The 23,955-nt window shown below is 68.0% G+C and carries 22 protein-coding genes; 5 read left to right on the forward strand and 17 right to left on the reverse strand.

Features of this window, described 5'->3' with window-relative positions:
- Positions 1–65: 65 nt before the first annotated feature.
- Complete coding sequence (locus QQ25_RS20660) at positions 66–560, forward strand: MarR family winged helix-turn-helix transcriptional regulator (protein ID WP_052235938.1); 495 nt, start codon at positions 66–68, stop codon at positions 558–560.
- On the opposite strand, the gene QQ25_RS20665 is transcribed toward QQ25_RS20660, so the two are convergent.
- Genes QQ25_RS20665 through QQ25_RS20675 form a run of 3 tightly spaced genes read right to left on the reverse strand, consistent with a single transcriptional unit; the run spans position 544 to position 3,928 of the window.
- Positions 544–1,383 (reverse strand): transglutaminase family protein, encoded by an 840-nt coding sequence (locus tag QQ25_RS20665; RefSeq protein ID WP_039322156.1) that lies wholly within the window; start codon positions 1,381–1,383, stop codon positions 544–546. The two genes, QQ25_RS20660 and QQ25_RS20665, sit on opposite strands and share 17 nt — an antisense overlap.
- Positions 1,384–2,358: an alpha-E domain-containing protein gene (locus QQ25_RS20670; protein ID WP_039322159.1), complete on the reverse strand. Its 975-nt coding sequence runs from the start codon at positions 2,356–2,358 to the stop codon at positions 1,384–1,386.
- Between the two features lie 16 nt (positions 2,359–2,374).
- Positions 2,375–3,928, reverse strand: a complete 1,554-nt coding sequence (locus tag QQ25_RS20675; RefSeq protein WP_039381136.1) for a circularly permuted type 2 ATP-grasp protein — start codon at positions 3,926–3,928, stop codon at positions 2,375–2,377.
- 345 nt (positions 3,929–4,273) lie between these two features.
- On the opposite strand from QQ25_RS20675, the gene rpsT reads away from it, so the two are divergent.
- The gene (rpsT, locus tag QQ25_RS20680; protein WP_039322162.1) at positions 4,274–4,534 is read left to right on the forward strand and encodes a 30S ribosomal protein S20; all 261 of its coding nucleotides are present in this window, start codon (positions 4,274–4,276) and stop codon (positions 4,532–4,534) included.
- Positions 4,535–4,555: 21 nt separating this feature from the next.
- Here the strand turns inward: rpsT and holA are convergent, their stop codons facing one another.
- From holA to QQ25_RS20700, 4 genes are all read right to left on the reverse strand, one after another.
- The gene (gene holA / locus QQ25_RS20685) at positions 4,556–5,518 is read right to left on the reverse strand and encodes a DNA polymerase III subunit delta (RefSeq protein ID WP_039380723.1); all 963 of its coding nucleotides are present in this window, start codon (positions 5,516–5,518) and stop codon (positions 4,556–4,558) included.
- Positions 5,519–5,531: 13 nt separating this feature from the next.
- Complete coding sequence (locus QQ25_RS20690) at positions 5,532–7,142, reverse strand: ComEC/Rec2 family competence protein (protein WP_082017616.1); 1,611 nt, start codon at positions 7,140–7,142, stop codon at positions 5,532–5,534.
- Complete coding sequence (locus QQ25_RS20695; protein WP_039380725.1) at positions 7,123–7,986, reverse strand: ComEA family DNA-binding protein; 864 nt, start codon at positions 7,984–7,986, stop codon at positions 7,123–7,125. Before QQ25_RS20695 ends, QQ25_RS20690 begins: the two co-directional genes overlap by 20 nt.
- Before the next feature lie 91 nt (positions 7,987–8,077).
- Positions 8,078–8,869 (reverse strand): SPFH domain-containing protein, encoded by a 792-nt coding sequence (locus tag QQ25_RS20700; protein ID WP_039381139.1) that lies wholly within the window; start codon positions 8,867–8,869, stop codon positions 8,078–8,080.
- A gap of 164 nt (positions 8,870–9,033) precedes the next feature.
- On the opposite strand from QQ25_RS20700, the gene QQ25_RS20705 reads away from it, so the two are divergent.
- On the forward strand, positions 9,034–10,086 hold the full coding sequence (locus QQ25_RS20705; protein ID WP_039322168.1) for an NAD(P)H-dependent amine dehydrogenase family protein: 1,053 nt from the start codon (positions 9,034–9,036) through the stop codon (positions 10,084–10,086).
- 103 nt (positions 10,087–10,189) lie between these two features.
- On the opposite strand, the gene QQ25_RS20710 is transcribed toward QQ25_RS20705, so the two are convergent.
- From QQ25_RS20710 to QQ25_RS20745, 8 genes are all read right to left on the reverse strand, one after another.
- Positions 10,190–11,035: a DegV family protein gene (locus tag QQ25_RS20710; protein WP_039322171.1), complete on the reverse strand. Its 846-nt coding sequence runs from the start codon at positions 11,033–11,035 to the stop codon at positions 10,190–10,192.
- Positions 11,036–11,037: 2 nt separating this feature from the next.
- Positions 11,038–11,802 (reverse strand): diglucosylglycerate octanoyltransferase, encoded by a 765-nt coding sequence (gene octT / locus QQ25_RS20715; RefSeq protein WP_039380726.1) that lies wholly within the window; start codon positions 11,800–11,802, stop codon positions 11,038–11,040.
- Positions 11,792–12,484: a glucosyl-3-phosphoglycerate phosphatase gene (gene gpgP / locus QQ25_RS20720; protein WP_039380728.1), complete on the reverse strand. Its 693-nt coding sequence runs from the start codon at positions 12,482–12,484 to the stop codon at positions 11,792–11,794. The genes octT and gpgP overlap by 11 nt, the downstream gene beginning before the upstream one ends.
- A gap of 7 nt (positions 12,485–12,491) precedes the next feature.
- Complete coding sequence (gene rsfS / locus QQ25_RS20725) at positions 12,492–12,878, reverse strand: ribosome silencing factor (RefSeq protein ID WP_039322176.1); 387 nt, start codon at positions 12,876–12,878, stop codon at positions 12,492–12,494.
- Positions 12,875–13,504, reverse strand: a complete 630-nt coding sequence (gene nadD, locus QQ25_RS20730; RefSeq protein WP_264020227.1) for a nicotinate-nucleotide adenylyltransferase — start codon at positions 13,502–13,504, stop codon at positions 12,875–12,877. The genes rsfS and nadD overlap by 4 nt, the downstream gene beginning before the upstream one ends.
- A gap of 89 nt (positions 13,505–13,593) precedes the next feature.
- Complete coding sequence (locus tag QQ25_RS20735; protein ID WP_039380732.1) at positions 13,594–15,048, reverse strand: vWA domain-containing protein; 1,455 nt, start codon at positions 15,046–15,048, stop codon at positions 13,594–13,596.
- Positions 15,049–15,076: 28 nt separating this feature from the next.
- The gene (locus QQ25_RS20740; protein WP_039322183.1) at positions 15,077–15,964 is read right to left on the reverse strand and encodes an AAA family ATPase; all 888 of its coding nucleotides are present in this window, start codon (positions 15,962–15,964) and stop codon (positions 15,077–15,079) included.
- Positions 15,965–15,994: 30 nt separating this feature from the next.
- A complete protein-coding gene (locus QQ25_RS20745; RefSeq protein ID WP_039380733.1) occupies positions 15,995–17,254 on the reverse strand; it encodes a glutamate-5-semialdehyde dehydrogenase in 1,260 nt (419 codons plus the stop codon).
- Between the two features lie 72 nt (positions 17,255–17,326).
- Between QQ25_RS20745 and QQ25_RS20750 the strand changes: the two genes are divergently transcribed.
- A complete protein-coding gene (locus QQ25_RS20750) occupies positions 17,327–18,199 on the forward strand; it encodes a PfkB family carbohydrate kinase (protein WP_039380736.1) in 873 nt (290 codons plus the stop codon).
- Between the two features lie 31 nt (positions 18,200–18,230).
- On the forward strand, positions 18,231–19,055 hold the full coding sequence (locus QQ25_RS20755; RefSeq protein ID WP_039380738.1) for an enoyl-CoA hydratase/isomerase family protein: 825 nt from the start codon (positions 18,231–18,233) through the stop codon (positions 19,053–19,055).
- Here QQ25_RS20755 and QQ25_RS20760 read toward each other — a convergent pair.
- Positions 19,052–21,763: a S15 peptidase family protein gene (locus tag QQ25_RS20760; RefSeq protein WP_039380741.1), complete on the reverse strand. Its 2,712-nt coding sequence runs from the start codon at positions 21,761–21,763 to the stop codon at positions 19,052–19,054. The genes QQ25_RS20755 and QQ25_RS20760 overlap by 4 nt on opposite strands.
- 137 nt (positions 21,764–21,900) lie before the next feature.
- On the reverse strand, positions 21,901–23,943 hold the full coding sequence (locus tag QQ25_RS20765; protein WP_039380743.1) for an NAD(+) synthase: 2,043 nt from the start codon (positions 23,941–23,943) through the stop codon (positions 21,901–21,903).
- Between the last annotated feature and the right edge of the window lie 12 nt (positions 23,944–23,955).

Here is a 23,955-nt window from a genome sequence, read left to right on the forward strand (position 1 = left end):
GGCGGCGAACTCAACGGCCTGAACGTTTTAGCTTTTGAACGATTTCTCCGTGATACGGTCTGAGCGTGGAAAACGGGCGACCCGACACTGTGGCATTTTTGTTGGCACAACTGGGCCACCGCGCCGCGACGCAGTTCGCCGAACAGATGGCGACCATGGACCTCACCCCTCCCCACGCCGGCATCCTGCGCGCCATCGGATCTCAGCCCGGGCTGAGTCAGCAGTCTCTGAGCACCCAACTGGGCCTGCTGCCCAGTCGAGTCGTCAGCTACGTCGACGATCTGGAGGAGCGCGGCTACGTCGAACGGCGGCGCAACCCCGACGACCGGCGCCTGCACGCGTTGTTCCTCAGCGCCGCAGGCAAGAAGGCGCTACGCCGCATCGGCGAACTGGCGCGTCGGCACGACGACGGGATCACCGCCGGGCTCAACGCCCAACAACGCGGCGACCTCCATGCCCTGCTGCAGATACTCGCCGAGGAACAGGGCCTCACCCCGCACGTGCACCCCGGCTTCCGCAATCTGGGCCGCTCAGGCGGGCGCGTCAAGCCAAACGGGTGATCTCCACGACCACATCGAGATCGGTCGAGCCCTCGCCCGAATAGATTCCCTTGAGCGGGGCCACATCCGAATAGTCCCGGCCCACCCCGACGCTGACGTACTGCTCGGTGATCTCGCTGTCGTTGGTCGGATCGTAGTGCCACCAGCCGCCGGTCCACGCCTGAATCCAGGCGTGGCTCTGCCCGTCGATCGTGTCCCCCACCGCCGCCTCATGCGTCGGATGCAGGTAGCCCGAAACGTACCGGGCCGGAATCCCCATGGACCGCAACATGATCAGCGAAAGATGTGCGAAATCCTGACACACGCCCTTACCTTCACGCAGGGCATCCAGCCCCGAGGAGTGCACGCCGGTGGTTCCCGACACATAGTCGAGCTCGCTGCGCACCCACTGCGCCACTGCCATCACCGCGTCGAACGGGTCGTGGTCCTTGGCGATCCGCTGCCCCACCCGCGCGATCCGCTTGCTGCGCGGGGTGTAGTGAGTGGGCCCCAGCACCTCGTCGAACCGGTCGAACACGGCCTCCGAGCGCAGGTCCTCCCAGCTCGCCAACTCGTCGGGTTTCTCGGCCACGTCCGTCTCGACCACCGAGGATCCGGAGACCTCCAATTCGGTGTGCGGGGCGTGCAAGTCGAACGCCGTCACCGCCGTTCCCCAATAGTCGACATAGCGATAGGACCGCGTGGCGGGGATGGTCTCGACCCGGTTGAGGATCACGTTCTGGCGCGAATCCGACCGAGGGGTCAGCCGGGCTTCGTTGAAGGACGCCGTCACCGCCGACTTGTACGCATATCCGGTGGAGTGCACCACACGTAGCCGCCACATCTAGACCTCACCCTCCTCGATCACAACCATGTCGCTACGGCCGGCGTCGGTCCAGGCGACCCAGGGTGCGGAGTGGAAGTACTGCAGCGCCAATGCTTCTCCGACATCCCGGCAGGTCTTCTGCAAACCGGCCAGCCGGGTGTCCAGGGATTCCAGCAGGGCGCCCGGCGGCAAGAACTCGAGTTCACTGCGGGCCCGGCCCAACAACCGCTGAGCCTCGGCAGTGGCGCCCAGACGGTCGTGCGGACGGTTGAGCACCTCGTCGAGACTGTGTTCGGCCAACCGCAACGAAAAGAAGATCGAACGCGGAAACAACCGGTCCAGCAACATGAACTCGACCACCCGACCGGCGTCGAGCACGCCACGGTACGTGCGCAGGTACGTGTCATGCGCGCCGGCCGAACGCAACAACGTGACCCAGGCCGGCGACGACGCGCTGTCACCCACCCGCGACAGCAGCAACCGGACCATCATGTCCACCCGCTCGATGGCGCGACCCAACAACATGAACCGGTAGCCATCGTCGCGGCTCAAGGTCGAATCGGCGAGCCCGGCGAACATCGCCGCGCGCCCCTCGACATAGGACAGGAACTCGTGGGGCCCTAGGCGTTTGGCCGCGCGTTCACGCTCGGCGAGCGCGTTGTAGGTGGTGTTGAGGCACTCCCAGATCTCGGTCGAGGTGACTTCGCGTGCACCTCGGGCGTTTTCGCGTGCCGCCGATATCGAATCGACGATCGAAATGCCGCTGCTGTCCCGGCTGAACGCCACAATATCGGTCAACGACCACACATCCAGACGCTGCGCGGGCGGCTCGATGCCGAGCACCCGCAACAGCGTGCGTGAGGCGATATCCGGATCGACGCTCGAATCCTCCAACAGCTGATGCACCGTGACATCGAGGATGCGCGCGGTGTCGTCGGCCCGTTCCACATAACGTCCGATCCAGTACAGCGACTCGGCATTGCGTGCCAGCATCTACGCGCACCCCCTCCTACTGTTGTTGTTGTTCGGACGAACCATCAGGTGCCCCATCACCTTTGGGGCCTTTCACAGACTCGGGCAGCGACCGCACCACCTCTGCGGCGGCCAGCTCGCGATCGGCCGCCGACGTCCGAGACGCGAGCACCCACGTGTCCTTGGAACCGCCGCCCTGGCTGGAGTTCACCACCAGCGACCCGTCGGGCAACGCCACCCGGGTCAGGCCGCCGGGCAGGACCCAGACGTCGTTGCCGTCGTTGACCGCGAACGGGCGCAGGTCCACGTGCCGAGGCGCCAGCGTGTTCCCGATCTGGGTGGGCACCGTGGACAACTGCATCACCGGCTGGGCGATCCAACCGCGCGGGTCATTGCGGATCTTCTTGCTGATCGTGGTCAATTCCTTGGCCGAGGCGTCCGGACCGAAAACGATGCCGTAGCCGCCCGAGCCCTCCACCGGTTTGATGACCAGTTCGTCGATCCGGTCGAGCACTTCCTCCCGTTCGGCGTCCAACCAACAGCGGTAGGTGTCGACGTTCGCCAGGATCGGCTTCTCGCCCAGGTAGTACTGAATGATGGTCGGCACGTAGGTGTAGACGAGCTTGTCGTCCCCGACCCCATTGCCCACCGCACTGGAGATCACGACGTTTCCGGCGCGGGCCGCATTGAGCAGCCCGGCCACCCCGAGCACCGAGTCGGGACGGAACTGCATCGGGTCGAGGAAGGTGTCATCGATACGGCGGTAGATCACGTCGACCTGGCGCTCGCCCTCGGTGGTGCGCATGTAGACGGCGTTGTCGCGGCAGAACAGATCGCGGCCCTCGACCAACTCCACACCCATCTGCCGGGCCAGCAGCGAGTGCTCGAAGTAGGCCGAGTTGTAGACGCCGGGGGTGAGCACCACGACGGTGGGGTCGGCGACGTTGGTGGGTGCGGCGTTACGCAGCGCCCGCAGCAGGTGCGACGCGTAGTCGCCGACCGCGCGCACCCGATGGGTGGCGAACAGGTTCGGGAAGACGCGCGCCATGGTGCGCCGGTTCTCCATCACATAGGACACCCCCGACGGCGACCGCAGGTTGTCCTCCAGCACCCGGAAGTCGCCCTTGTCGTCGCGGATGAGGTCGATGCCGGCGACGTGGATGCGCACCCCGTTGGGCGGGACGATGCCGGCGGCTTCACGGTGGAAGTGTTCACACGACGTGACGAGGCGGCGCGGGATCACGCCGTCGCGCAGGATCTCCTGCTCGCCGTAGATGTCGTCGAGGTAGCACTCCAGTGCCTTGACCCGTTGCGTGATGCCGCGTTCCAGCCGCGACCATTCGGCCGCAGAGATCACCCGCGGCACCAGGTCGAGTGGGAACGGTCGCTCCTGACCGGACAACGAGAACGTGATTCCCTGGTCGATGAACGCCCGGCCCAGCGCATCGGACCGCGATTGCAGTTCCCCGGCGTCGGACGGAGCAAGCTCGGCGAAGATGCCCTTGTACGGGCCGCGCACGTTGCCAGAGGTGTCGAACATCTCGTCGAAGGCCTGCGAGTACCGGCCCAGCCGGTTGTAACCGTCGAAGATGCCCTGATGTTTGGCACGTCGCGTCGAAGCGGCGCGCTGCCCGGCCGACCTCGACCCGTTCGGCTCGGCTGCTGGGGTACGGACGGATCTCGGGGTCACTCTCCTCATGGTGCCGCACCGGGCCGTGTTTCGCCGGGTCAACCGAGTAGCCCGTTTCGGCAGGCCAAAGGGCGGTTGGGGTGGTATGAGGCCGGAAAAACAACGCGTGGGCGGCCACCGCTTCGGCAGCGCCATTTTGGGAGTTCAGATGTCTCGCTGGTACCCTGAACAGTCGCTGCCCGCAGTGCGGGTGTGCGCACCCAGACTTCGGTAACCCCAGCTAGAGAACTACGAAGGAATTTTTACGTGGCCAACATCAAGTCGCAGGAAAAGCGCATCCTCACCAACGAGCGTCGTCGGCTGCGGAACCAGTCGGTGAAGTCGTCGCTGCGTACGGCTGTGCGTAGCTTCCGCGAGGCCATCGACGCGGGCGAGAAGGACAAGGCCGCCGAGTTGCTGGTGTCGACCAGCCGCAAGCTCGACAAGGCCGCCAGCAAGGGCGTCATCCACGCCAACCAGGCCGCCAACAAGAAGTCGGCCCTGGCCCTGGCCCTGAACAAGCTCTGATCCTTCAGTAATTCATCCGGTTCACCGGGTGGCGAGTTCCGCCACCCGGCGTACCGCTGTTTCGAGGGCGTAGTCGGCATCTGCCGCTGCGCCCTTTACGTCTGCATTGAGGGTGGCGACCACCCGCATGGCCTCGGCCACCGAGTCGCGTGACCATCTGCGCGCCTGCTTCTGCGCCTTCTGCACCCGCCAGGGCGGCATCCCGAGCTCACCGGCCAGCCGGTACGGGTCCCCCGACAGCGGACCGACTCGTGCGATCGTGTGCACGGCCTCGGCCAGCGCGTCGGCCAACACCACCTGTGGTTCGCCCGCCAGCATCGCCCACCGCAGCGCTTCGGCGGCACCCGCGACATCTCCGGTGACGGCCTTGTCCGCGATGTCGAAGCCCTTCACCTCCGCCTTGCCGCTGTGATAGCGACGCACCGCGATGGCGTCCACCTCGCCGGCGGTGTCGGCCACCAGCTGTGAGCACACCGCGGCGAGCTCGCGGATGTTCGATCCGACCGCGTCGAGCACCGCGGTGACCGTGTCGTCGGAGACCTTCACCCGCAGTGTTCGGAACTCACCCCGCACGAAATCCGCGCGCTCGGCCGGCTTGGTGATTCGCGCACACGGATGCACCTGTGCACCAAGCTTTTTCAACTGATCAGCCAAGGCCTTGGCGCGCCCACCACCGGAGTGGATGACAACCAGCACCGTGCCGGGCGGCAGATCGGCTGCGGTCGAGGCGATCAGGGCCACGGCATCCTTACCCGCCTCGGCAGCGGCCTCCAGCACCACCATGCGTTCCTCGGCGAACAACGACGGGCTCAGCAGCTCGGCCAGCTCGCTGGTACTGACCTCCCCGGCGCGCATCCGGTCCACCGGGACGTCGTCGGATCCCGCCTGTTGACGCAGCGCCCGCAGCACCGAGCCCACGGCTCGTTCGACCAGCAGTTCCTCATCGCCAAGGACCAGGTGCAGACCGTCGATCTGTTGACTCACGCCGATGATCGTGTCACGCCGACCCGACAGCTCCGACCACCTGGCCCGCCAGCGCCCAAGCCAACAGGCCGAACACCAGCACGGCCAGCCCACGACGCAGCCAGCGCAGCCGCCACAGCACGGTCAACGCGATGCCTGCCAGGGCCACGGACACCACACCGGCCAGCCCCGAGGGCGACGGCAGCGCGGCCGCGGGCAACGCCGAAGCCCACCGCGCCACGGAGAGCAGCCACCACAGCTCGGGCCCGGTAAACCGGATCAGCAGCTGCGCCCCGCCCGGCCAGATGACCGAACACACGGCAGCCGCCGTACCGAGAACAGTGATCGGCGGAATCACCCCGGCCACCGCAAGGTTGGCGGCTATCGCCACCAGGCTGACGGTTCCCGAGATCCCGGCCACCAGTGGGGCCGTGACCAATTGGGCCACCACCGCGACGCTCACCGCCGCGGCGACCGGGCGCGGCCAACCTCGACTCCGCAGCCGCGCCGACCACACCGGAGCCAGGACGACGATGCCTGCCGTCGCGCACACCGACAACGCAAACCCGACATCGACCGCGAGTTCGGGGGCCGCGATCATCAGCGCGATCACACTGGCCGACAGCGCAGGCACCGCTTGCCGCCGCCGATGGGTCAGCACCGCCAGCAGCGTCACCGCGCCCATCAGCGCGGCGCGCAAGACACTGGCCGAGGGCTGCACGACGATGACGAAGCCGACCAGCCCCGCGCCGGCCAGCACCACGGCCACCGTCGGACCGACCAACGCGGCGCTGAGCAGCAGCGCGCCACAGACGATCGTCACGTTCGCCCCCGACACCGCGGTCAGGTGTGTCAGGCCCGCTGTGCGGAACTGCGCCGTAGTGGTACTGGTGACCGCCGAGGTCTCACCGAGCACCAACGCGGGCAGCATGGCCGCCTGATCGACGGGCAGTACCGTCCGCGCGGCCTGAGCGAAGTCCGAACGTATCCGCGCGGCGACCCGCTGCACCGGCGACGACTCCCCCAGTGACGGCTGCCCCGACGCGCCCAGCACGGCCACGCTGAGATCCTTGCGGTCCGGACGTCGCACGGTCGCGCGAAACTGCACCGCGCGACCAGGACCGGCCTCACCGAACGACGACGGGCCGAACACCAGGACCCGCCCCGACATCGGCACCTGATCGACCCGTCGCAGAGAGGCGCGAAACATCACCCGGCCGCCGGTGACGGCGCGCGGGGTTTCGCCCGGAACCACCTCGACGCTGGCAGTGGAACCGTAGAGCCGAACCATCGGGTGATGCTCAACCTGGTGTACCCGCAGCCCGACCGCGACGGAGAAACCGAGCGCCACCGCTGCCACCGCCACAACCGCGGCCGCGGTGGGCCGATGATCCGTGCGGTGCCTGCTTCCCCACCGCGCGGCCAGCCAGGCCATTCCCAGCGCGGCGAGGCCGACCACGACCGAGGCCCACGGACTCCACACGATTCCGGCCGCCGACACCGACCACGCGGTCAGAGCCGCTGGGACGATACGCAGATCCAGGGGCTGCCCCTCGGTCCACTCATCGCCATCCGGGCGGTCGCTGCCCGGCCCACACCCGTCCGAGCCGTCTGTGCCGGGACCGTCACGCCCGGACCAGCGCACGCAGTTTCTCCAGCCGCGCCGGGCCGATCCCGTCGACGTCACCGAGCTGATCGACGCTGTCGAACCGGCCGTGCGCGGCCCGCCAGGCCAGGATCGCCTCAGCAGTCACCGGGCCGACGCCGGGCAGGGTGTCGAGGTCTTCGGCAGTCGCGGTGTTGAGGTCCACCGGCCCCGCCGGCGCTCCGGCGGCGGGCGCTGTCGGCGCTCCGGCAGCAGGCCCAGTCGGGCCGTCGCGTTCCCCGGCGGCCGGAGCCTGGCCGGCGACCGAGCTGCCCATGGTCGCCGGTTGCCCCGGCGGCGCCTCGATGCCAACCACGATCTGTTCACCGTCACCGACCCGGCGGGCCATGTTCAACCCGATCAGGTCGGCTCCGTCGAGCGGCCCGCCGGCGCCTTCCAGCGCATCGGCGATTCGCGCCCCGGGCTGCAGGGTCACCAACCCCGGTTTGTGTACCAAGCCCACCACGCTGACCACCACCGGACCCGCGGGCGCGGCGCCGGGCGGAGTTGGCGCGGCCGACGAAACCATCTGTACCGGTGGAAGATTCGCCGATGCGACCGGCGGCGGTTGCTGGCGGATGAGGGCGAATACGGTGACCAGAATCGCGAGTACTCCGACACCGGCCAACGCCAGCGCCCCGGCGCGACCGGGATCGGCACGTACCGCAGCCAACCAACCCCGTCCGTCCCCCGGAGCCGTATCGGGCAGCCATCGCGACAGTGCACTCTCGGAGGCGGTGTCGCGGTCCGGGCTGCCATCACCCTCGGCGTCGGGATGCTCTCCGCCGTCGCCACCCCCGCCACCCAGGCGACGAAGCCGCTCCACCGACAATTCGGTACCCATGCCCGCGACGGTAGGTGCGGGGCACGACGATTCCCGGTTCGCGGGCGTTCGGTAACGGCCGGCTGTGGATGAATCTCGGGCTGTGGAGTACCTATCCCGCCGCGTTCGCGGAGGGCTGCTGGGGCGTGGCCCGTTCGAGGTAGCGCAGCAATTCCACCGGGAACGGAAGCACCACGGTGGAGTTCTTCTCGGCCGCGACTTCGACGACGGTCTCCAGCAGGCGCAGCTGCAGCGCCGCCGGGTCGGCCGCCATCACTTCGGCGGCCGCGGCGAGCTTTTCGGACGCCTGCAGTTCGCCGTCGGCGGTGATCACGCGGGCCCGTCGTTCCCGCTCGGCCTCGGCCTGGCGCGCGATGGACCGCTTCATCGAATCGGGCAACACGACATCCTTGATCTCGACCCGGTCGATGTGGATACCCCAGCCCACAGCAGGGTTGTCGATGAGCAGTTCCAGGCCTTGATTGAGCCGTTCCCGGTTGGACAGCAGATCGTCCAGGTTGCTCTTGCCGATGATCGACCGCAGCGAGGTCTGCGCCACCTGGCCGATGGCCGACATGTAGTCCTGCACGTCGACCACTGCCCGTACGGGGTCGATCACGTTGAAGTAGATGACCGCATCGACCCGCACGGTGACGTTGTCGCGGGTGATGCCGTCCTGCGCGGGGACCGGCAGCGTGATGATCTGCATGTTGACCTTCTGGAGGCGATCGGCCACTGGTATGAGCATCGTCAGACCCGGCGGCCGGACGTTGTCCCTGACCCGGCCGAACCGGAAGACCACACCCCGCTCGTACTGCCTGACCACGCGGAGGTTGTTCATACCGAGCCAGAGCACGGCGATGGCGGCGACCCCAACCGATGCGAGCGCGTAGAGCATGTCCATGATCCGACCTCGATTCATGGCGTCCGCGGGACGTACCCGCCCCGCAATTCGATTGTGCGACGCCGGGGTGGCCGCCGCCAGGACGGGCCGGTGCCCTACCGCGAGTGAACAACTCCCCGATAGTGTCTAGAGTCCAGCGCAGGGCTCAGTGACGGAGGCGAAACATGACCGCAGCGACCAGGCCGATCCGGGTCATCCAATGGACCACGGGCAACATCGGACGGCGCTCGCTGCACGCGATCATCGGCCGCGACGACATGGAACTGGTCGGCGTGTACGCCTACGGCGCGGAAAAGGTCGGTGTCGACGCGGCCGAGCTGGCCGGCCGGCCCGAGCCCACCGGGATTCGAGCCACCAACAGCATCGAGGAGTTGATCGCGCTCAAACCCGACGCCTGCTGTTACAACCCCATCTGGCCCAGCGTCGACGAACTCGTCGCGCTGTTGGAGGCTGGGGTCAACGTGTGCTCCACCGCGGCCTGGATCACCGGTGGCAAGCAATCGCCGGAGGACCTGGACCGAATCCAGAAGGCTTGCCAGACCGGCAATTCCACGATCTTCGGCAGCGGCGCACACCCCGGCCTGACGAACATGATGGGCATGGTGCTGTCCAGCGCGTGCGAGAGCGTCGACGAAATCCGGATCACCGAGTCGGTCGACTGCGGCGTTTACGAATCGGCGGGGACCATGGCCGCGATGGGCTTCGGCAAAGACCCGGAGACGCCGGGGCTGGCCGAGAGTGTGCGACTGGAAAGCGAGGTGTTCGCCGAGTCGGCCGCGATGATGGCCGACGCCATCGGCGCCGAGTTGGACCGGATCACCTTCGACGTCCAGTTCACCGCGGCCACCGATGATTCCGATCTGGGCTTCATGACGATCCCCAAAGGCACGGTGGCCAGCGTGTACGGCTACCACCGCGGCTGGGTCGGCGACAAGAACGTGGTGAGCGTCGGATTCAACTGGATCATGGGCAATCACGTCACCCCGCCGAAGCCGGTGGCGCATGGTCACGTGATCCAGGTGTTCGGCGTCCCCAACATGCGCACCGTCGTTTACTGTCTGCCGTCGAAGGACTGGAGCGAGGTCAGCCTCAACGGGCTGGGCATGATCTACACCGCGCTGCCGGTCACCAACGCGGTGCCCGCCGTGGTGGCCGCACCGCCCGGAATCGTCACTCTCAAGGACCTGCCTCCGATCACGGGCCGGTTCGCCGGCTAGCTCAGGGCTGCTGCCGCGATCGCCGCGTCGTTTTCTACCTGGCGGCTGTGCCCGCTGTTGGTGCACAGCCCTGAGGTAGAAAGCGGCGTCGGCCAAAAGACGGCTAGCTCGAAGCGTCCTCCACGGTGAGGCAGGCGCCCACCGCGCCGCCACCGACGTGCACCGCGAGCACCGAACCCATGTCCGTCACCGAGAGCGATTTCAGGTTCGGCAGCCGGTCGGTGAGCGCGGCAGCGATCTCCTCGGCTCCGTCCGGGTTGTCGACGTGGTGCACGACCACGTCCACAGCACCGTCGCCCGCCGCGACGGCGATCTGATCGACAAGGGCGGCATGCGCTTTCGATATCGTGCGGATGCGTTGCGAGAGCACCAGCCGGCCGTCGACATCAAGACGCAACAGCGGTTTGAGCGCCAGTGCGGTGCCCAGCCACGATGCCGCCGTACCGATCCGGCCGCTGCGCCGCAAGTTGTCGAGCCGGTGCACGACGATGAACGCCCGCCCGCGCGGTATCGCCGCCCGCGCCGCGGCCTCGACCACATCGAGCGGCTCGCCACGATGCGCCGCCTCGGCGGCGGCCAGGGCGACGAAGCCCACCCCCATGGCCGCCGCGCGCGAGTTCACCACCCGCACGGCCGGACCGATCTCACGGGCCGTTGCCGCCGCGGTGCTGTAAGTGCTCGAAAGTGCGGCCGAAATATGCACTGCGACAACGCCGTCGCCATCGCTGTCCTCCAGCGCCTGCCGATACGTGTCGGCGAGGTCGGCGGGCGAGGCCGCCGAGGTCGTGACCCGCGGCAAGTCATAGACTGCCGGCGGCATCGGATCGACGCCGTCGCGCCAGTCATTGCCGTCGTCGAGGATGTGCAACGGCACCTGCCGGATTCCCCACTGTTCACACAACTCGGGACGCAACCGCGACGTCGAGTCGGTCACCACCATGACCGCCATCGTCAGTCGGTGGGATCCTGTTGTGGCACACCAGCAGCGGCCAACCCCTTGAGCATCAACTCGGCGACCGCCCGGTGAGCCTCGAAATTCCAGTGGATGCCATCGGGATTGCCGCGCCCGTTGAGCACCTCGTCGGCCACTGCGGCCTTGAGGTCCACCAGCGTCACGTCGTGCTCCTGGGCCCACGTCGTGATCGCCTTGACGGTGGGCTCACGACCGTGATGCGCCCTGCCGTACGTGTCCGCGATGTGCACCGACGGCAACGAAGCCACCACCGGAATACCCGGCCGGTTGAAATCGATGGCGTTGCGCGTCATCTCCAAGTATTCGACCGTCAGGCTGGGCGGCAGTGCCGAGCGCGCAATCGGCGACAATTTCGGCTGAAGCCAGCCGTAGCCGTCGCGCGTCCACCGTCGCAGCCAGGCGGGACGCACATACCGGATCAACTCTCGCAGCGCCGTCGGCAGCGGTGAGGGCAACGAGTCCATCCCGCTGGTGGCGAAAATGACCGCACCCGCCCGCGGCAACGCCGCCCAGGACCGTGGATCCTGGGTCGCGGCCCACCACACGTCGCGGCACGTCCAGCCGATTCGGCCGATGAGCTCGACGTCCCAGCCCAGCTGTTCGGCCACGATATTGGGCCAGATCCGTGGATCGTCGGACGGCAGACCGCCGGTGGGGCCGAAATAGGACAGGGAATCGCAGAACACCAGCAGAGTCGGGCGGCCGCGGCGCGGGGCCTCCGACGGCGAGCGATCAGAGGACATCGTTGGCCACCTGCGCCGAGGCGTTCCATACATCCAGCCGCCATTTGATGGCGTCGAACGCGTCACCATCGGCCCCCGTGTCGGCCGAATGTCCGGACAGCTGAACCCAACTGGCGTTGCCCATGCCGCCGAGCACCGGCCAGTTGTCCACCGGCAGACCGAGCAGCCCGGCGGTCAGCGCCGCGATCAGCCCACCGTGAGCGACCAGCACGACCGGGCGTTCAGAGCTGCCCCCGGCGCGATCCACACCCCATTCCGGTTGCCCCGCAACAAGTTCGGCCACCACCGGCACGCTACGGTCGGCCACGTCGACGCGGCTCTCGCCGCCGTGCGGGGCCCAGCGGGCGTCCTCCCGCCAGGCCGCGCGAGCGCCCGGGGCCATCGCGTCCACCTCCAGATGGGTCAGGCCCTGCCAGTCCCCCAGATGCGTCTCGCGCAACCGCTTGTCCACCTGTACCGGGACCCCGGCACGGTCACCGAGGGTCACCGCGGTGTCCAGGGCGCGCTTGAGATCCGAGGACACGATCAACAGCGGCTGACGCTTGGCCAGCACCTCGGCAGCGGCGGCGGCCTGGTCGCGGCCGAGATCGGACAGTTCGGTGTCGAGCTGACCCTGCATCCGACTGCCCGCGTTGTATTCGGTCTGGCCATGGCGCAGCAGCACCAAGCGACGGACCCTCATCGCGCCCTCACTCTGCCGACTCCGGGTCTGCCGGCCCATCGAGCTCGACCGGAACCGTCGGGCAGTCTCGCCACAGCCGCTCCAGGGCATAGAACTCCCGCTCATCCTGGTGCTGGATGTGCACCACGATGTCGACGTAGTCGAGCAGCGTCCAGCGACCCTCCCGGGTGCCCTCACGGCGCGCCGGCTTGTACCCCGCCAGGCGCATCTTGTCCTCGACCTCGTCGACGATCGCGTTCACCTGACGCTCGTTGGAGGCCGACGCGATCACGAAGCAGTCGGTGATCACCAACTGGCCCGACACGTCGATGACCACGACATCGTCGGCCAGCTTGGCCGCGGCGGCGCGGGCCGCCACCGTCGCCATCGCGACAGCCTCTTCCGTGGCGCTCATCGAACCGGCTCCATGGTGTGTTCACCCTTCCCGTCGGCGGAATACAACCCGCGTTTGGCTACGTACTGCACCACACCGTCGGGCACCAGGTACCAGATCGGCCGGCCTTTCAAGGCACGCTCGCGGCAGTCGCTGGACGAGATCGCCAGCGCGGGCACCTCGACCAATGTCAATGCGTCCGGCGGCAGCTCACGCAGCGCCGCCTCGATATGTTCACCGTCCAGCTCGTAGCCGGGTCGGCTCACGCCGACGAACCTGGCCATGGAGAACAGGTCCTCCCAGTTCTGCCAGGACAGGATCGACGCCAGCGCGTCGGCTCCGGTGATGAAGTACAGGTCGGTATCGGCATTGAGCTCACGCAGATCACGCAGGGTGTCCTTGGTGTAGGTCGCCCCGCCCCGATCGATGTCCACCCGGCTGACCGAGAACCGCGGGTTGGACGCGGTCGCTATCACCGTCATCAGATACCGGTCCTCGGGCGCGCTGACCCGCCGGTCGTGTTTCTGCCAGGGCTGCCCCGTCGGGACGAAAACCACCTCGTCGAGCTCGAACAGGTCAGCCACCTCGCTGGCGGCGACCAGGTGCCCGTTGTGGATGGGATCGAACGTCCCACCCATCACACCCAATCTGCGCCGTGTTGCCACAAAGAGGCAGCTTACGGGAGCGTTGACGGGCGTCGGCACCCGCGCGAAGGCTGCCCGGAACGAGCGGATGCTCAGACCGGCAGCAACCCGTCGATCACCGCGGCCAGCTGCTTGGCCGAGCGGCACTCGTGCATCGGGATGGTTTCGAGGTAGCGCGGCACCGCAGAATCCCCGCTGCCCCACAGGTGCTTGGGCTCGGGATTGAGCCAGTGCGCGTGGCGGCTGGCCGACACCATGTGGGCCAGCAGCGCCGTCTCGGGGTTGCGGTAGTTGTTCCGGCCGTCCCCCAGCACCAGCAGCGAGCTGCGCGGCGACAGCACGTTGGGGTACTTGTCCAGGAACGAGACGAAGGCGTGCCCGTAGTCGGAATGCCCGTCGCGGGTGTAAACGCCCGCTTCGCGGGTGATGCGCTGCACCGCAACCGCCAGATCGGCCTCTGGGCCGAACATGTCGGTGACCTCGTCGGTGGTGTCGATGAAGGCAAAGACGCGCACCCGGGAGAACTGCTGACGCAGCGCCGACACGAGCATCAGGGTGAAGTGGCTGAAACCGGCCACCGAGCCCGACACATCGCAGAGCACCACGAGTTCGGGGCGGGCCGGATGCGGCTTCTTGAGCACGACGTCGATCGGCACACCGCCGGTGGACATCGACTTGCGCAGCGTCTTGCGCAGGTCGATCTCCCCGGAGCGGGACCGGCGGCGGCGGGCCGCGAGCCGTGTCGCCAAGGTCCGTGCCAGCGGCTGCACGGTCTTGCGCATCTGGCGCAGCTGCTCACCGGAGGCGCGCAGGAACTCGACGTTCTCGGCCAGTTGCGGCACCCCGTACATCTGCACGTGGTCACGGCCCAGCTGCTCGGCGGTGCGCCGCTTGGTCTCCGACTCCACCATCTTGCGCAGCTGGGTGATGCGCTGGGCGGCCAGGGCCTTGGCGATCTCTTCCTGGGTGGGCGTGGGTTCGTCGCCGTACGGGGCGAGCAGCCCGGCCAGCAGCCGGCCCTCCAGATCATCCAGGCTCATGGCCTTGAGAGCCTGATAGGACGAGTACGACGGGCCACGGCTGGAGTTGTAGCGACCGTACGCCTCGACTATCCGGGCGATCATCGCCGCCATGCGGTCATCGAGGTTGGCCAGGTCCTCGTTGTCGGCCAGCATCTGCACCAGCGCGTCGCGCATCGCCTCGATGTCCTCGGGCGGCAGCTGTGGCTGGTCCCCACCCGCGCTGTCGTCCGCGCCGTCCTCCTCCAGCACGGTGCGCGCTCCGAGGGCCGCCGGGAAGAACAGGTCGAACATCGCGTCGTAGGTCTCACGATGGTCGGGGCGCCGCAACACCGCGCAGGCGATGCCCTCACGCAGTGTTTCACGGTCGCCCAGACCCAGCACGGTGATCACCCGGCCGGCGTCCACGGTTTCTGACGGGCCGACCGAGATTCCCTGGGCGCGAAGGGCTTCGACGAACTCGACGAGGTGCCCCGGCAGCCCGTGCGGGGCCAGTGGCTGGGACGGTCGAACCCGGCGGGGCACCATCAGTTGAGCCTCATCAGTTCATGCCCCATCAGTTCAGCCTGAGCTCGCCGGCCGCCTTGACCTGGTCCGACTGGTGTTTGAGCACCACACCGAGGGTGGCGGCGATCATCTCGTCGTCGATGGTGTCCAGGCCCAGGGCCAGCACGGTGCGTCCCCAGTCGATGGTCTCGGCGACCGACGGCACCTTCTTGAGCTGCATCCCCCGCAGCACCCCGATGATCCGAACCAGCTCGGTGGCAATGTGTTCGGGCAGTTCCGGCACCCGCGACAGCAGGATGCGGCGCTCCAGATCCGGATCAGGGAAGTCGATGTGCAGGAACAGGCAGCGCCGCTTGAGCGCCTCGGAGAGCTCACGGGTGGCGTTCGACGTCAGCAGTACGAACGGTGGCCGCTCGGCCTTGATGGTGCCCAGCTCGGGGACGGTCACAGCGAAGTCGGAGAGCACCTCCAGCAGAAGGCCCTCGATCTCGATGTCGGCCTTGTCGGTCTCGTCGATCAGCAGCACGGTCGGATCGGTGCGCTTGATCGCGGTCAGCAGCGGACGGGTCAGCAGGAACTCCTCGCTGAAGACATCCATCTTGGTCTGGTCCCAGTCGCCGCCGTTCGCGTTCTGCCCGGCTTGGATCCGCAGGATCTGCTTGGCGTGATTCCACTCGTACAGCGCGCGGGCCTCGTCCACACCCTCGTAGCACTGCAACCGCACGAGCTCGGAGCCGGTGGTGGCCGCCACCGCGCGGGCCAGCTCTGTCTTGCCGACGCCCGCCGGGCCCTCGACCAGCAGCGGCTTACCGAGCCGGTCGGCGAGGAAAACCGCTGTCGCGGTGGCGGTATCGGGCAGGTAGCCGGTCTCGGCCAGTCGTCGCGCGACATCGTCGATGTCGGCGAACATCGGAGCGGGGCGAGCGGGCACGCTCATGTGGTCTCCTGGTCTCTATCTGGTCGGCACCTAGGCCGGGCGGGTCTGACCGTCTCCCCACACGATCCACTTGGTCGAGGTGAGTTCCGGCAGGCCCATCGGTCCGCGGGCATGCAGCTTCTGGGTGGAGATTCCGATCTCTGCGCCGAAACCGAACTGCTCTCCGTCGGTGAACGCGGTGGACGCGTTGACCATCACCGCGGCCGCGTCCACCTGTTCGGTGAAGCGTTGGGCCGCAGCAAGATTCGTCGTCACGATGGCCTCGGTGTGCCCCGTGCCGTACTCGTTGATGTGGTTGATCGCCCCGTCGACGCCATCGACCAGGGCAACGGCGATGTCCATCGACAGGAACTCGGTGTGCAATTCCTCGTCCGTGGGATCGGCGTGCACCGTGACCCCGGCCGCGCGCAGTGCGGCGGTGAGCCTGGGCAGCGCGGTGGCCTCGAGCGCACGGTCCACCAGCAGCGTCTCGGCGGCGTTGCAGACGCTGGGACGCCGGGTCTTGGAGTTCAGCAGAATCTTCTCGGCCAGGTCGATGTCGGCCGACTCATCAACGTAGACATGGCAATTGCCGACACCCGTCTCGATCGTGGGCACCTGCGCATCGCGCACCACGGCCTCGATCAGGCCGGCACCCCCGCGCGGGATCACCACGTCCACCAGGCCGCGGGCCTGGATCAGATGGGTGACGCTGGCCCGGTCGTGACTCGGCAGCAACTGGACGGCGTCCGTCGGCAGGCCCACGGACGCCAGCGCAGCGCGCAGCGCCGTCACCAGGGCCTGATTGGACCGGGCCGCGGACGAGCTGCCGCGCAGCAGGGCGGCGTTGCCGGATTTGAGAGTGAGACCGAACGCGTCCACCGTGACGTTGGGGCGCCCCTCGTACACCATGCCGACCACGCCGAGCGGCACCCGCTGCTGGCGCAGCTGCAGTCCGTTCGGCAGGGTGCGGCCCCGCAGCACCTCACCGACCGGGTCGGGGAGCCCGGCGACCTGGCGCAGCCCGGCAGCGATGCCGTCGACCCGCTGCGGGTTGAGCGCGAGGCGGTCGAGCATCGCCTCGGGGGTGCCCGCCGCACGCGCAGCATCGAGATCGGCCGCGTTGGCAGCCAGCACCTCGTGGACGTGGGCCAGGACGCTGTCGGCGGCGGCATGCAGCGCGCGGTTCTTGGTTTCGGCGCTGAGAGTGCCCAAGGCGCGGGCGGCGATGCGGGCCCGGCGCGCGGCCGCGTGCACCTGCTCGCGCAGGTCTTCTGTCGGGGCGCTGACGGGCGGTGTCTGCACGCTCATCGCCCCAGGGTATCGGAGGTGTTGACGCGGTTCGACACGTGTCAGCACGCAGCAGGATTAGCGTTGTGAAGTATGGCGGCTTCGCGGGTGTGCGTGGTTGGGAGTATCAACGCTGACCAGACGTTCGTCGTCAACACTCTGCCCCGGCCGGGTCAGACCATCCTGGCCTCGTCACTCACGTCGTCACCGGGCGGCAAGGGCGGCAATCAGGCGGTGGCAGCCGCGCGGGCCGGTGCCGAGGTCGCACTGGTGGCGGCGGTCGGCGACGATGCCGCGGCCACGATTCTGCGGGAGCACCTCCGGGCCAACGGCGTCGGGAGCGACGCCGTGTCGTGTGTGCCCGGCGCCAGCGGATCGGCCGCGATCCTGGTCGACACCGTCGGTGAGAACTGCATCGTGGTGGCGCCGGGCGCCAACGCCCGGCTCGAGGTGGATTCCGCGGCGGCGCGTACGGCCATCGTCTGGAGTGAGGTGGTCTTGATCCAGTTGGAGATCCCGGTGACGACGGCGATCGCGGCGGCCAAGCTGGCGCGCGCGGCCGGTGCGGTGGTGATGCTGAACGCGTCACCGTCCGGCACCGCCGCACACCAACTCCTGGCGTTGTCGGATCTGGTCGACGTGGTGGTGGTGAACGAAACCGAGGCCGCCGGATGGCACTGGCCGGTACGGCATCTGGTGATCACCCGAGGCTCGCGCGGGGCCAGTTATCTGGGCCAGGACGAGCGTTTCGACGTACCGGCACCCGCGGTACGGGCGCTGGACACCGCCGGAGCCGGTGACGTGTTCGCCGGGGTGCTGGCCGCCGGGTGGACCGCCGGCCACGAGCAGGCCCTGCGCCGCGCGTGTGCGGCCGGAGCGTTGGCCACCTTGGTGCGCGGGGCGGGCAACTGTGCGCCGTCGGCCGCGGACATCGACGCTCTCCTGACTCACCGAGACGCCAACTGAGGCCGATACCGTTGCGGTTATAGTCGCCGGCATGACCCAGGTAGAGGCTCCGCGACCCCCCGATGGCGACTGGCTCGGCACGCCGTACCTCAGGTTCGACAGGCAGGGGCCGTTCGGCGTGGTCACCCTGGATCGGCCCGAGGCGCGCAACGCGATGACACCGGCGATGTACTTCGGCATCCGCTACGCGGTGACCCACGTCGAGGCGGACCCGGATCTGGCCGGCCTGCTGATCACCGGCACCGGGGACGTCTTCGCGCCAGGCGGTGACCTCGGCGGCGGCAACGGCGTCGACGACTGGATGAGTTTCGGTGCCGCACTGTCGATGGATGTCACGCCGTTCGAAACCCTGCGCCAATCGGTCAAGCCGGTGGTGAGTGCGGTCAACGGGTTGTGCCAGGGCGGTGGTCTGCAGATCGCGATCTGCAGCGACATGGCCGTGGTCAGTGACCGCGCCACGTTCCGGGTGCCAGAGCTGTACCGCGGCATCGCCGACACCTATTACAGCCAGATGCTGGCCCGCCTGATCGGCCCGGTCCGCACCCGCGACCTGATGTTCACCGGCCGCACGCTCAGCGCCCAGGAGGCGGTCGACTGGGGCATGGTCGCCCGCGTCGCGCCGCACGACGAATTGTTCGATGCGGCAACAGAAGTGCTGGCCCAGTGTTGCCGGACCGCTCCCCGTGCGCGCGGCGTGGTCAAGTCCAGCCTGGACAACTACATGGGCCTCTATGACCGCATCGGCATGAAAGCCAGTTACAGCGGCGAGGAGGCCATGGAGGGTTTCCGGGCCTTCAAGGCGCGCCGCTCACCCGAGTGGGTCCATCCGGACCTCCGGGGCGACGGGCGCCTTTAGACGCTGACCACCTCCTGAGCGGCGTCGGCTGCCGGCTGCACGTTGGCGCCTGGTCCCGCGGTCGGCAGCGCCACCTCGATGCCGGAGATGTTGATGGCGCCGAACTGGGTGAAGTTGAGGAACGGCGTGGCCGAACTGGTGATCTGCACGGTGGCGGTGTGCCCCGGTTCCAGCGTGTAGGGCACCGCCTCCATCGGGATGGTGACGGTGTGCTCCTTGCCGTCGAGAGTGACCGGGATCGGGGTGACCACATTGCCGATCACCTTCCCGGTCTGATCGTCGACGATCTGGGCGTAGACGTGGCGGCTGGTGCCGACGCCCGAGTACGTCATCGTCAGCTCGGGCGCACCGACGATCTGGGTGGCGGTGTCCGACGGCGCCGTCACCGTGACGTTCACCGCGTTGGTGGCCTTGGTGCCATCGCCGAGCCCGAACGGAATCCCGGCCGAGCCCGGTCCCGAGCCACCCAGGACCGGGACGATTCCGAGCAGACCGCCGCCGCCCGACGCGGTGACCGGAGCCCCGGCGAAATCGGGATCCGACGGCAGCAGATCGGAGGTGTAGTGCTCGCCGTTCTGGTCGATCCACTGGAACTTAGGAAGAGTTTCCGCTAAGCCGCCATCGACATTTTCGCCCTTGTGTTTGACGTAGGTGTCCAGCCAGCTCAGCGTCGCGGTCTCGACCATCTCGGTGCTGTCGCCGGCCGGTGTCTCGCAGTTGCCGTGCCCGCCGCAGAACCACACCATCTTCACCGGCACACCGTTGGCATCCAGGATCTGCGCGTTGTCGATCGCCTGCTGCAGCGGGAACAACACGTCGACGGTGCCCTGGATGATCAGCGTCGGAGCGGTGATCTTGTTGACCAGGGCCGTCGGTCCGCTACTGGCCAGCACGGCTTGCTGCTCGGGGGTGAGGACGCCGAGAAGGGCACCGGTGAAGATGCCTGCGTACAGCTGGTTGTTGATGTTGGCGCCCGAGGTCACGAGCGAAAGCAGCAGCAGCGCAGCATAGGACGTCTTGAACGCCTCGTTCGGGTAGAGCGCACTGTTCAGCGAGTTCCACGAGATCGTCGGGACGATGGCGTCGATCCGGTTGTCGGTGCCCGCGGCCACCCACTGGATACCGCCGCCGTATGACGGGCCCACCATGCCCATCCGTGGATCGTTGGCCCCGTCCAGCTGGGTTCCGGGCCGTTTGGCGACGTAGTCGATCATGGCCGAGACATCGCGGCCCTCATAGAACGGGCTGTCGAGCTGCAATATCCCGCCCGAGGCGTGCTCGCCGCGCGAATCCCAGGTGATGACGTTGTAGCCGGCATCGCGGAACGTACCGACGCCGGTGGCGCCACCGGAATACGGGTTGGTGTCACCCGCGCTGGACAGGCCGGCACCGCTGAAGATGGTCGGGGCTTCCCCGCCTGCTTGCAGGCCCGAGGCCGGGAACCAGTTCATGCTGATCTCGGCACCGTCGAACGAGGTGACCTTGTAGGTGTAGGCCACCGGGGTGCCCGCCGGTGCCAGCGCACCGACGTCAACGTTGACGTCCACCAGCTCGGCCTCGCCGATCAGCGGGGCCAGCAGGTCGTTCACCACGGGCATCTGGTGAACGATCACCAGCACCTGCGGCACGAACATGCCCACGATCGGGATCTGTTGCAGCGCAGCGTCGAACGCCGTGGTCTCGGCGACCAGCACGGTGAACTTCTCCGTGCCGCCGCTGTCGACGACGGTGGCGTAGGGCAGGAACGTGAACGAGCCGTTGGCCGAGTTGAGCCGGACCTTGCCACCCGCGCTCGGATCACCGATCACGGTGTAGGTGAGCGGCAACCCACTCGTGCTCGTCGCTCCCGTCACCCCGTGGATGATGCCGTCGGTGATGCCGACCGACGGGGCCGCGGTGATGCCACCGGTGGCGGTGACCGAGGGTGCGACGGCCGCCGTGGGGAACTCCCGGCGCGCGGCCGCCAAGAGGACCCACTCGGCGGGCGAATCGGGCGTCGGCGCGGTCGGGGAATTTCCGGCCAGCGTCGTGGCGATGTCGTTGACGACGTTCGCGATCAGGCTCTGTACGGGGGCCAGAGCGGGAGCCGGTGTCGGTTCGGTCTTCGCCGTCGCGATGACGGCGGGTGGCGCGGCGGGTGCGTCGACCGCGCCGGTTTCGGCGCCCGCGGGTGTGGACTCTTCGGCGGCCGCAGGCTCGGGGTCTTTGGCGTGGTCGCGCAGCGGCCGCGGCAGTTTCGGCGTCACGAGCGACAGGACCCGCGGTGTCACGGCGACCGCGGGCGTTGCCTTGGCCGGACCGGCGATCTCGGTGTCCTCGACAATCACGGGGGCCGAGCCTGCGCCCTGACGGGTCAGGCGGGCCTCGATCTTGGCCTGAGCGTCCGAGATGCGGTCGGCGAACGTCTCGACGGCGTCGGATTTCGGGGTCGAACTCACGCGATGGCGACCGGATTCACCGGCTTTGGCCACCCGCTCCTTGATCGCCGCGCGCACTGCCGCCTGCCGCGACGAGCGAGCGTAGTGCCGGTCCTTGGCGGGACCCTTGTCAGCCGGTGTGGACGCGGATTCCGACGACGTGTCGCCAGACGCGGGCGATGCCGAGGCCACCGGAGTGCCCAGCACCTGACCACCGAGAACGACGGCCGACCCGACTCCGAGCGCGACCGCCAATCCCCCAACCCGACCGACATACTTCGCAGCACCCAACGCAACCTCCTAGACCGACATCCGGCAACGCCGAACTGTGACCTGCCGCACATTAGCGTGGCGACGTGAGGCAGAAGGTTAGCTTGTCAATTTTTTGCGACGTCAATTGGGTGGGCCGGCGTTTTGGCCGGGCCGAATCACTGCTCGGGGATGTTCCGCTCGATCTCGTCAAGCCAGATCCGCGCCGACATGTCCGACGGTGCCCGCCAGTCACCACGCGGGGACAACGCGCCGCCGTGCGACACCTTGGGACCATTCGGCAGCGCCGAACGCTTGAACTGGGAGAACGAGTAGAACCGCTGGGCGAACACCTGCAACCAGTGCCGGATCTCCTTGAGCGAGTACGCCGGGCGCTTGTCGTCGGGGAACCCGGCGGGCCAGTCACCGAGGGCCGGATCGTGCCAGGCGTGCCAGGCCAGGAAGGCCACCTTCGACGGGCGGAAACCGTACCGCAGCACCTGGAACAACGAGAAGTCTTGCAGCACATACGGTCCGACCTTGGCCTCGCTGCTCTGGATCTCCTCGTCCTCCCCGGTCGGGACCAGCTCGGGGGTGATCTCGGTGTCGAGCACCGACTGCAGCACCTCGTTAACATCGGGCCCGAACTCGCCCGAGGAGATCACCCACCGGATCAGGTGCTGGATAAGGGTTTTCGGCACTCCGCCGTTGACGTTGTAGTGCGACATCTGGTCGCCGACCCCGTAGGTCGACCAGCCCAGCGCCAGCTCGGAAAGGTCACCGGTGCCGAGCACGATGCCCCCGCGCTGATTGGCCAGCCGGAACAGGTAATCGGTACGCAGACCGGCCTGCACGTTCTCGAACGTGACGTCATAGACCTTCTCCCCGCGGCCGAACGGATGGTCCATCTCGGTCAGCATCAGTTTTGCGGTCTCTTTGATGTCGATCTCTTCGAACGTCACACCGAGGGCCTGGCTCAACCGGATCGCATTGCCTTTGGTTCGGTCGCCGGTGGCGAAGCCGGGCAGCGTGAACGCGAGAATGTCGCTGCGCGGCCGGTTTTCGCGGTCCATCGCGCGTGCCGCGACGATGAGGGCGTGGGTGGAATCCAACCCGCCGGACACCCCGATGACGACCTTGGGGTAGTTCAGGGCACGCAGCCGCTGTTCCAGGCCGGCGACCTGAATGTTGTAGGCCTCGTAGCAGTCCTGTTGCAGCCGTGCGGGGTTCGCCGGCACGAACGGGAATCGCTCGACCTCACGCAACAACCCGATATCGCCGGTCGGCGGGTCGAGCTGGAACTCCACGCGGCGGAATTCCCCGACAGTGGCCCGGTGGTGGCGGGCGTTGTCGTCGAACGTGCCCATGCGCAACCGCTCCGCGCGCAGCAGCTCCAGGTCCACGTCGGCGACCGAGCGGCGTTCGCCACGCGGGAAACGCTCACTCTGGGCCAGCAGCAGGCCGTTCTCCCAGATCATCGTCTGGCCGTCCCAGGCCAGATCCGTCGTCGACTCCCCCTCGCCGGCGGCGGCGTACACGTACGCAGCCAGGCAGCGTGCGGAGGCCGACCGGGCGAGCAGGCACCGGTCCTCGGCACGGCCGACGGTGATCGGACTGCCCGACAGGTTGGCCAGCACCGTCGCACCGGCAAGCGCGGCCTGTGCGCTCGGCGGCACGGGCACGAACATGTCCTCGCAGATCTCGACATGTAGCACCAGCCCGGGCAGATCGGACGCAACGAACAGCAGGTCCGGACCGAACGGCACCTCGGCACCGGCGACCCGGATCGTGTCATGCATGTCGTCGCCGGGCGCCATCTGCCTGCGCTCGTAGAACTCCCGGTAGGTCGGCAGATAGGACTTCGGTGCGACGCCGAGCACCGCGCCGCGATGGATGACCACGGCGGTGTTGTAGATCCGGTGCCGATGGCGCAGCGGCGCACCGACCACCAGCACCGGGGTCAACACGGCCGAGGCCGCGACGATCTCGACGAGCGCCTCTTCGACCGACTCCAGCAGGGTGTCCTGCAGAAGAATGTCGTCGATCGAATAGCCCGACAGCGTCAGCTCGGGAAAGACCGCGACCGCGACCCCGTCGTCGTGGCAGGCGTGCGCGAGGCGCAGCACCGATTCGGCGTTGGCCGGCGGGTCCGCCAGCGCGGTGTGATGGGTGCAGGCGGCAACCCGGGCGAAACCATGGCGGTAAGCGCTGTAGAAGTCCATCGCTCCCTATTG

Origin of the sequence: Mycolicibacterium setense, assembly GCF_000805385.1 — a bacterium.
GTDB classification, from domain to species: domain Bacteria; phylum Actinomycetota; class Actinomycetes; order Mycobacteriales; family Mycobacteriaceae; genus Mycobacterium; species Mycobacterium setense.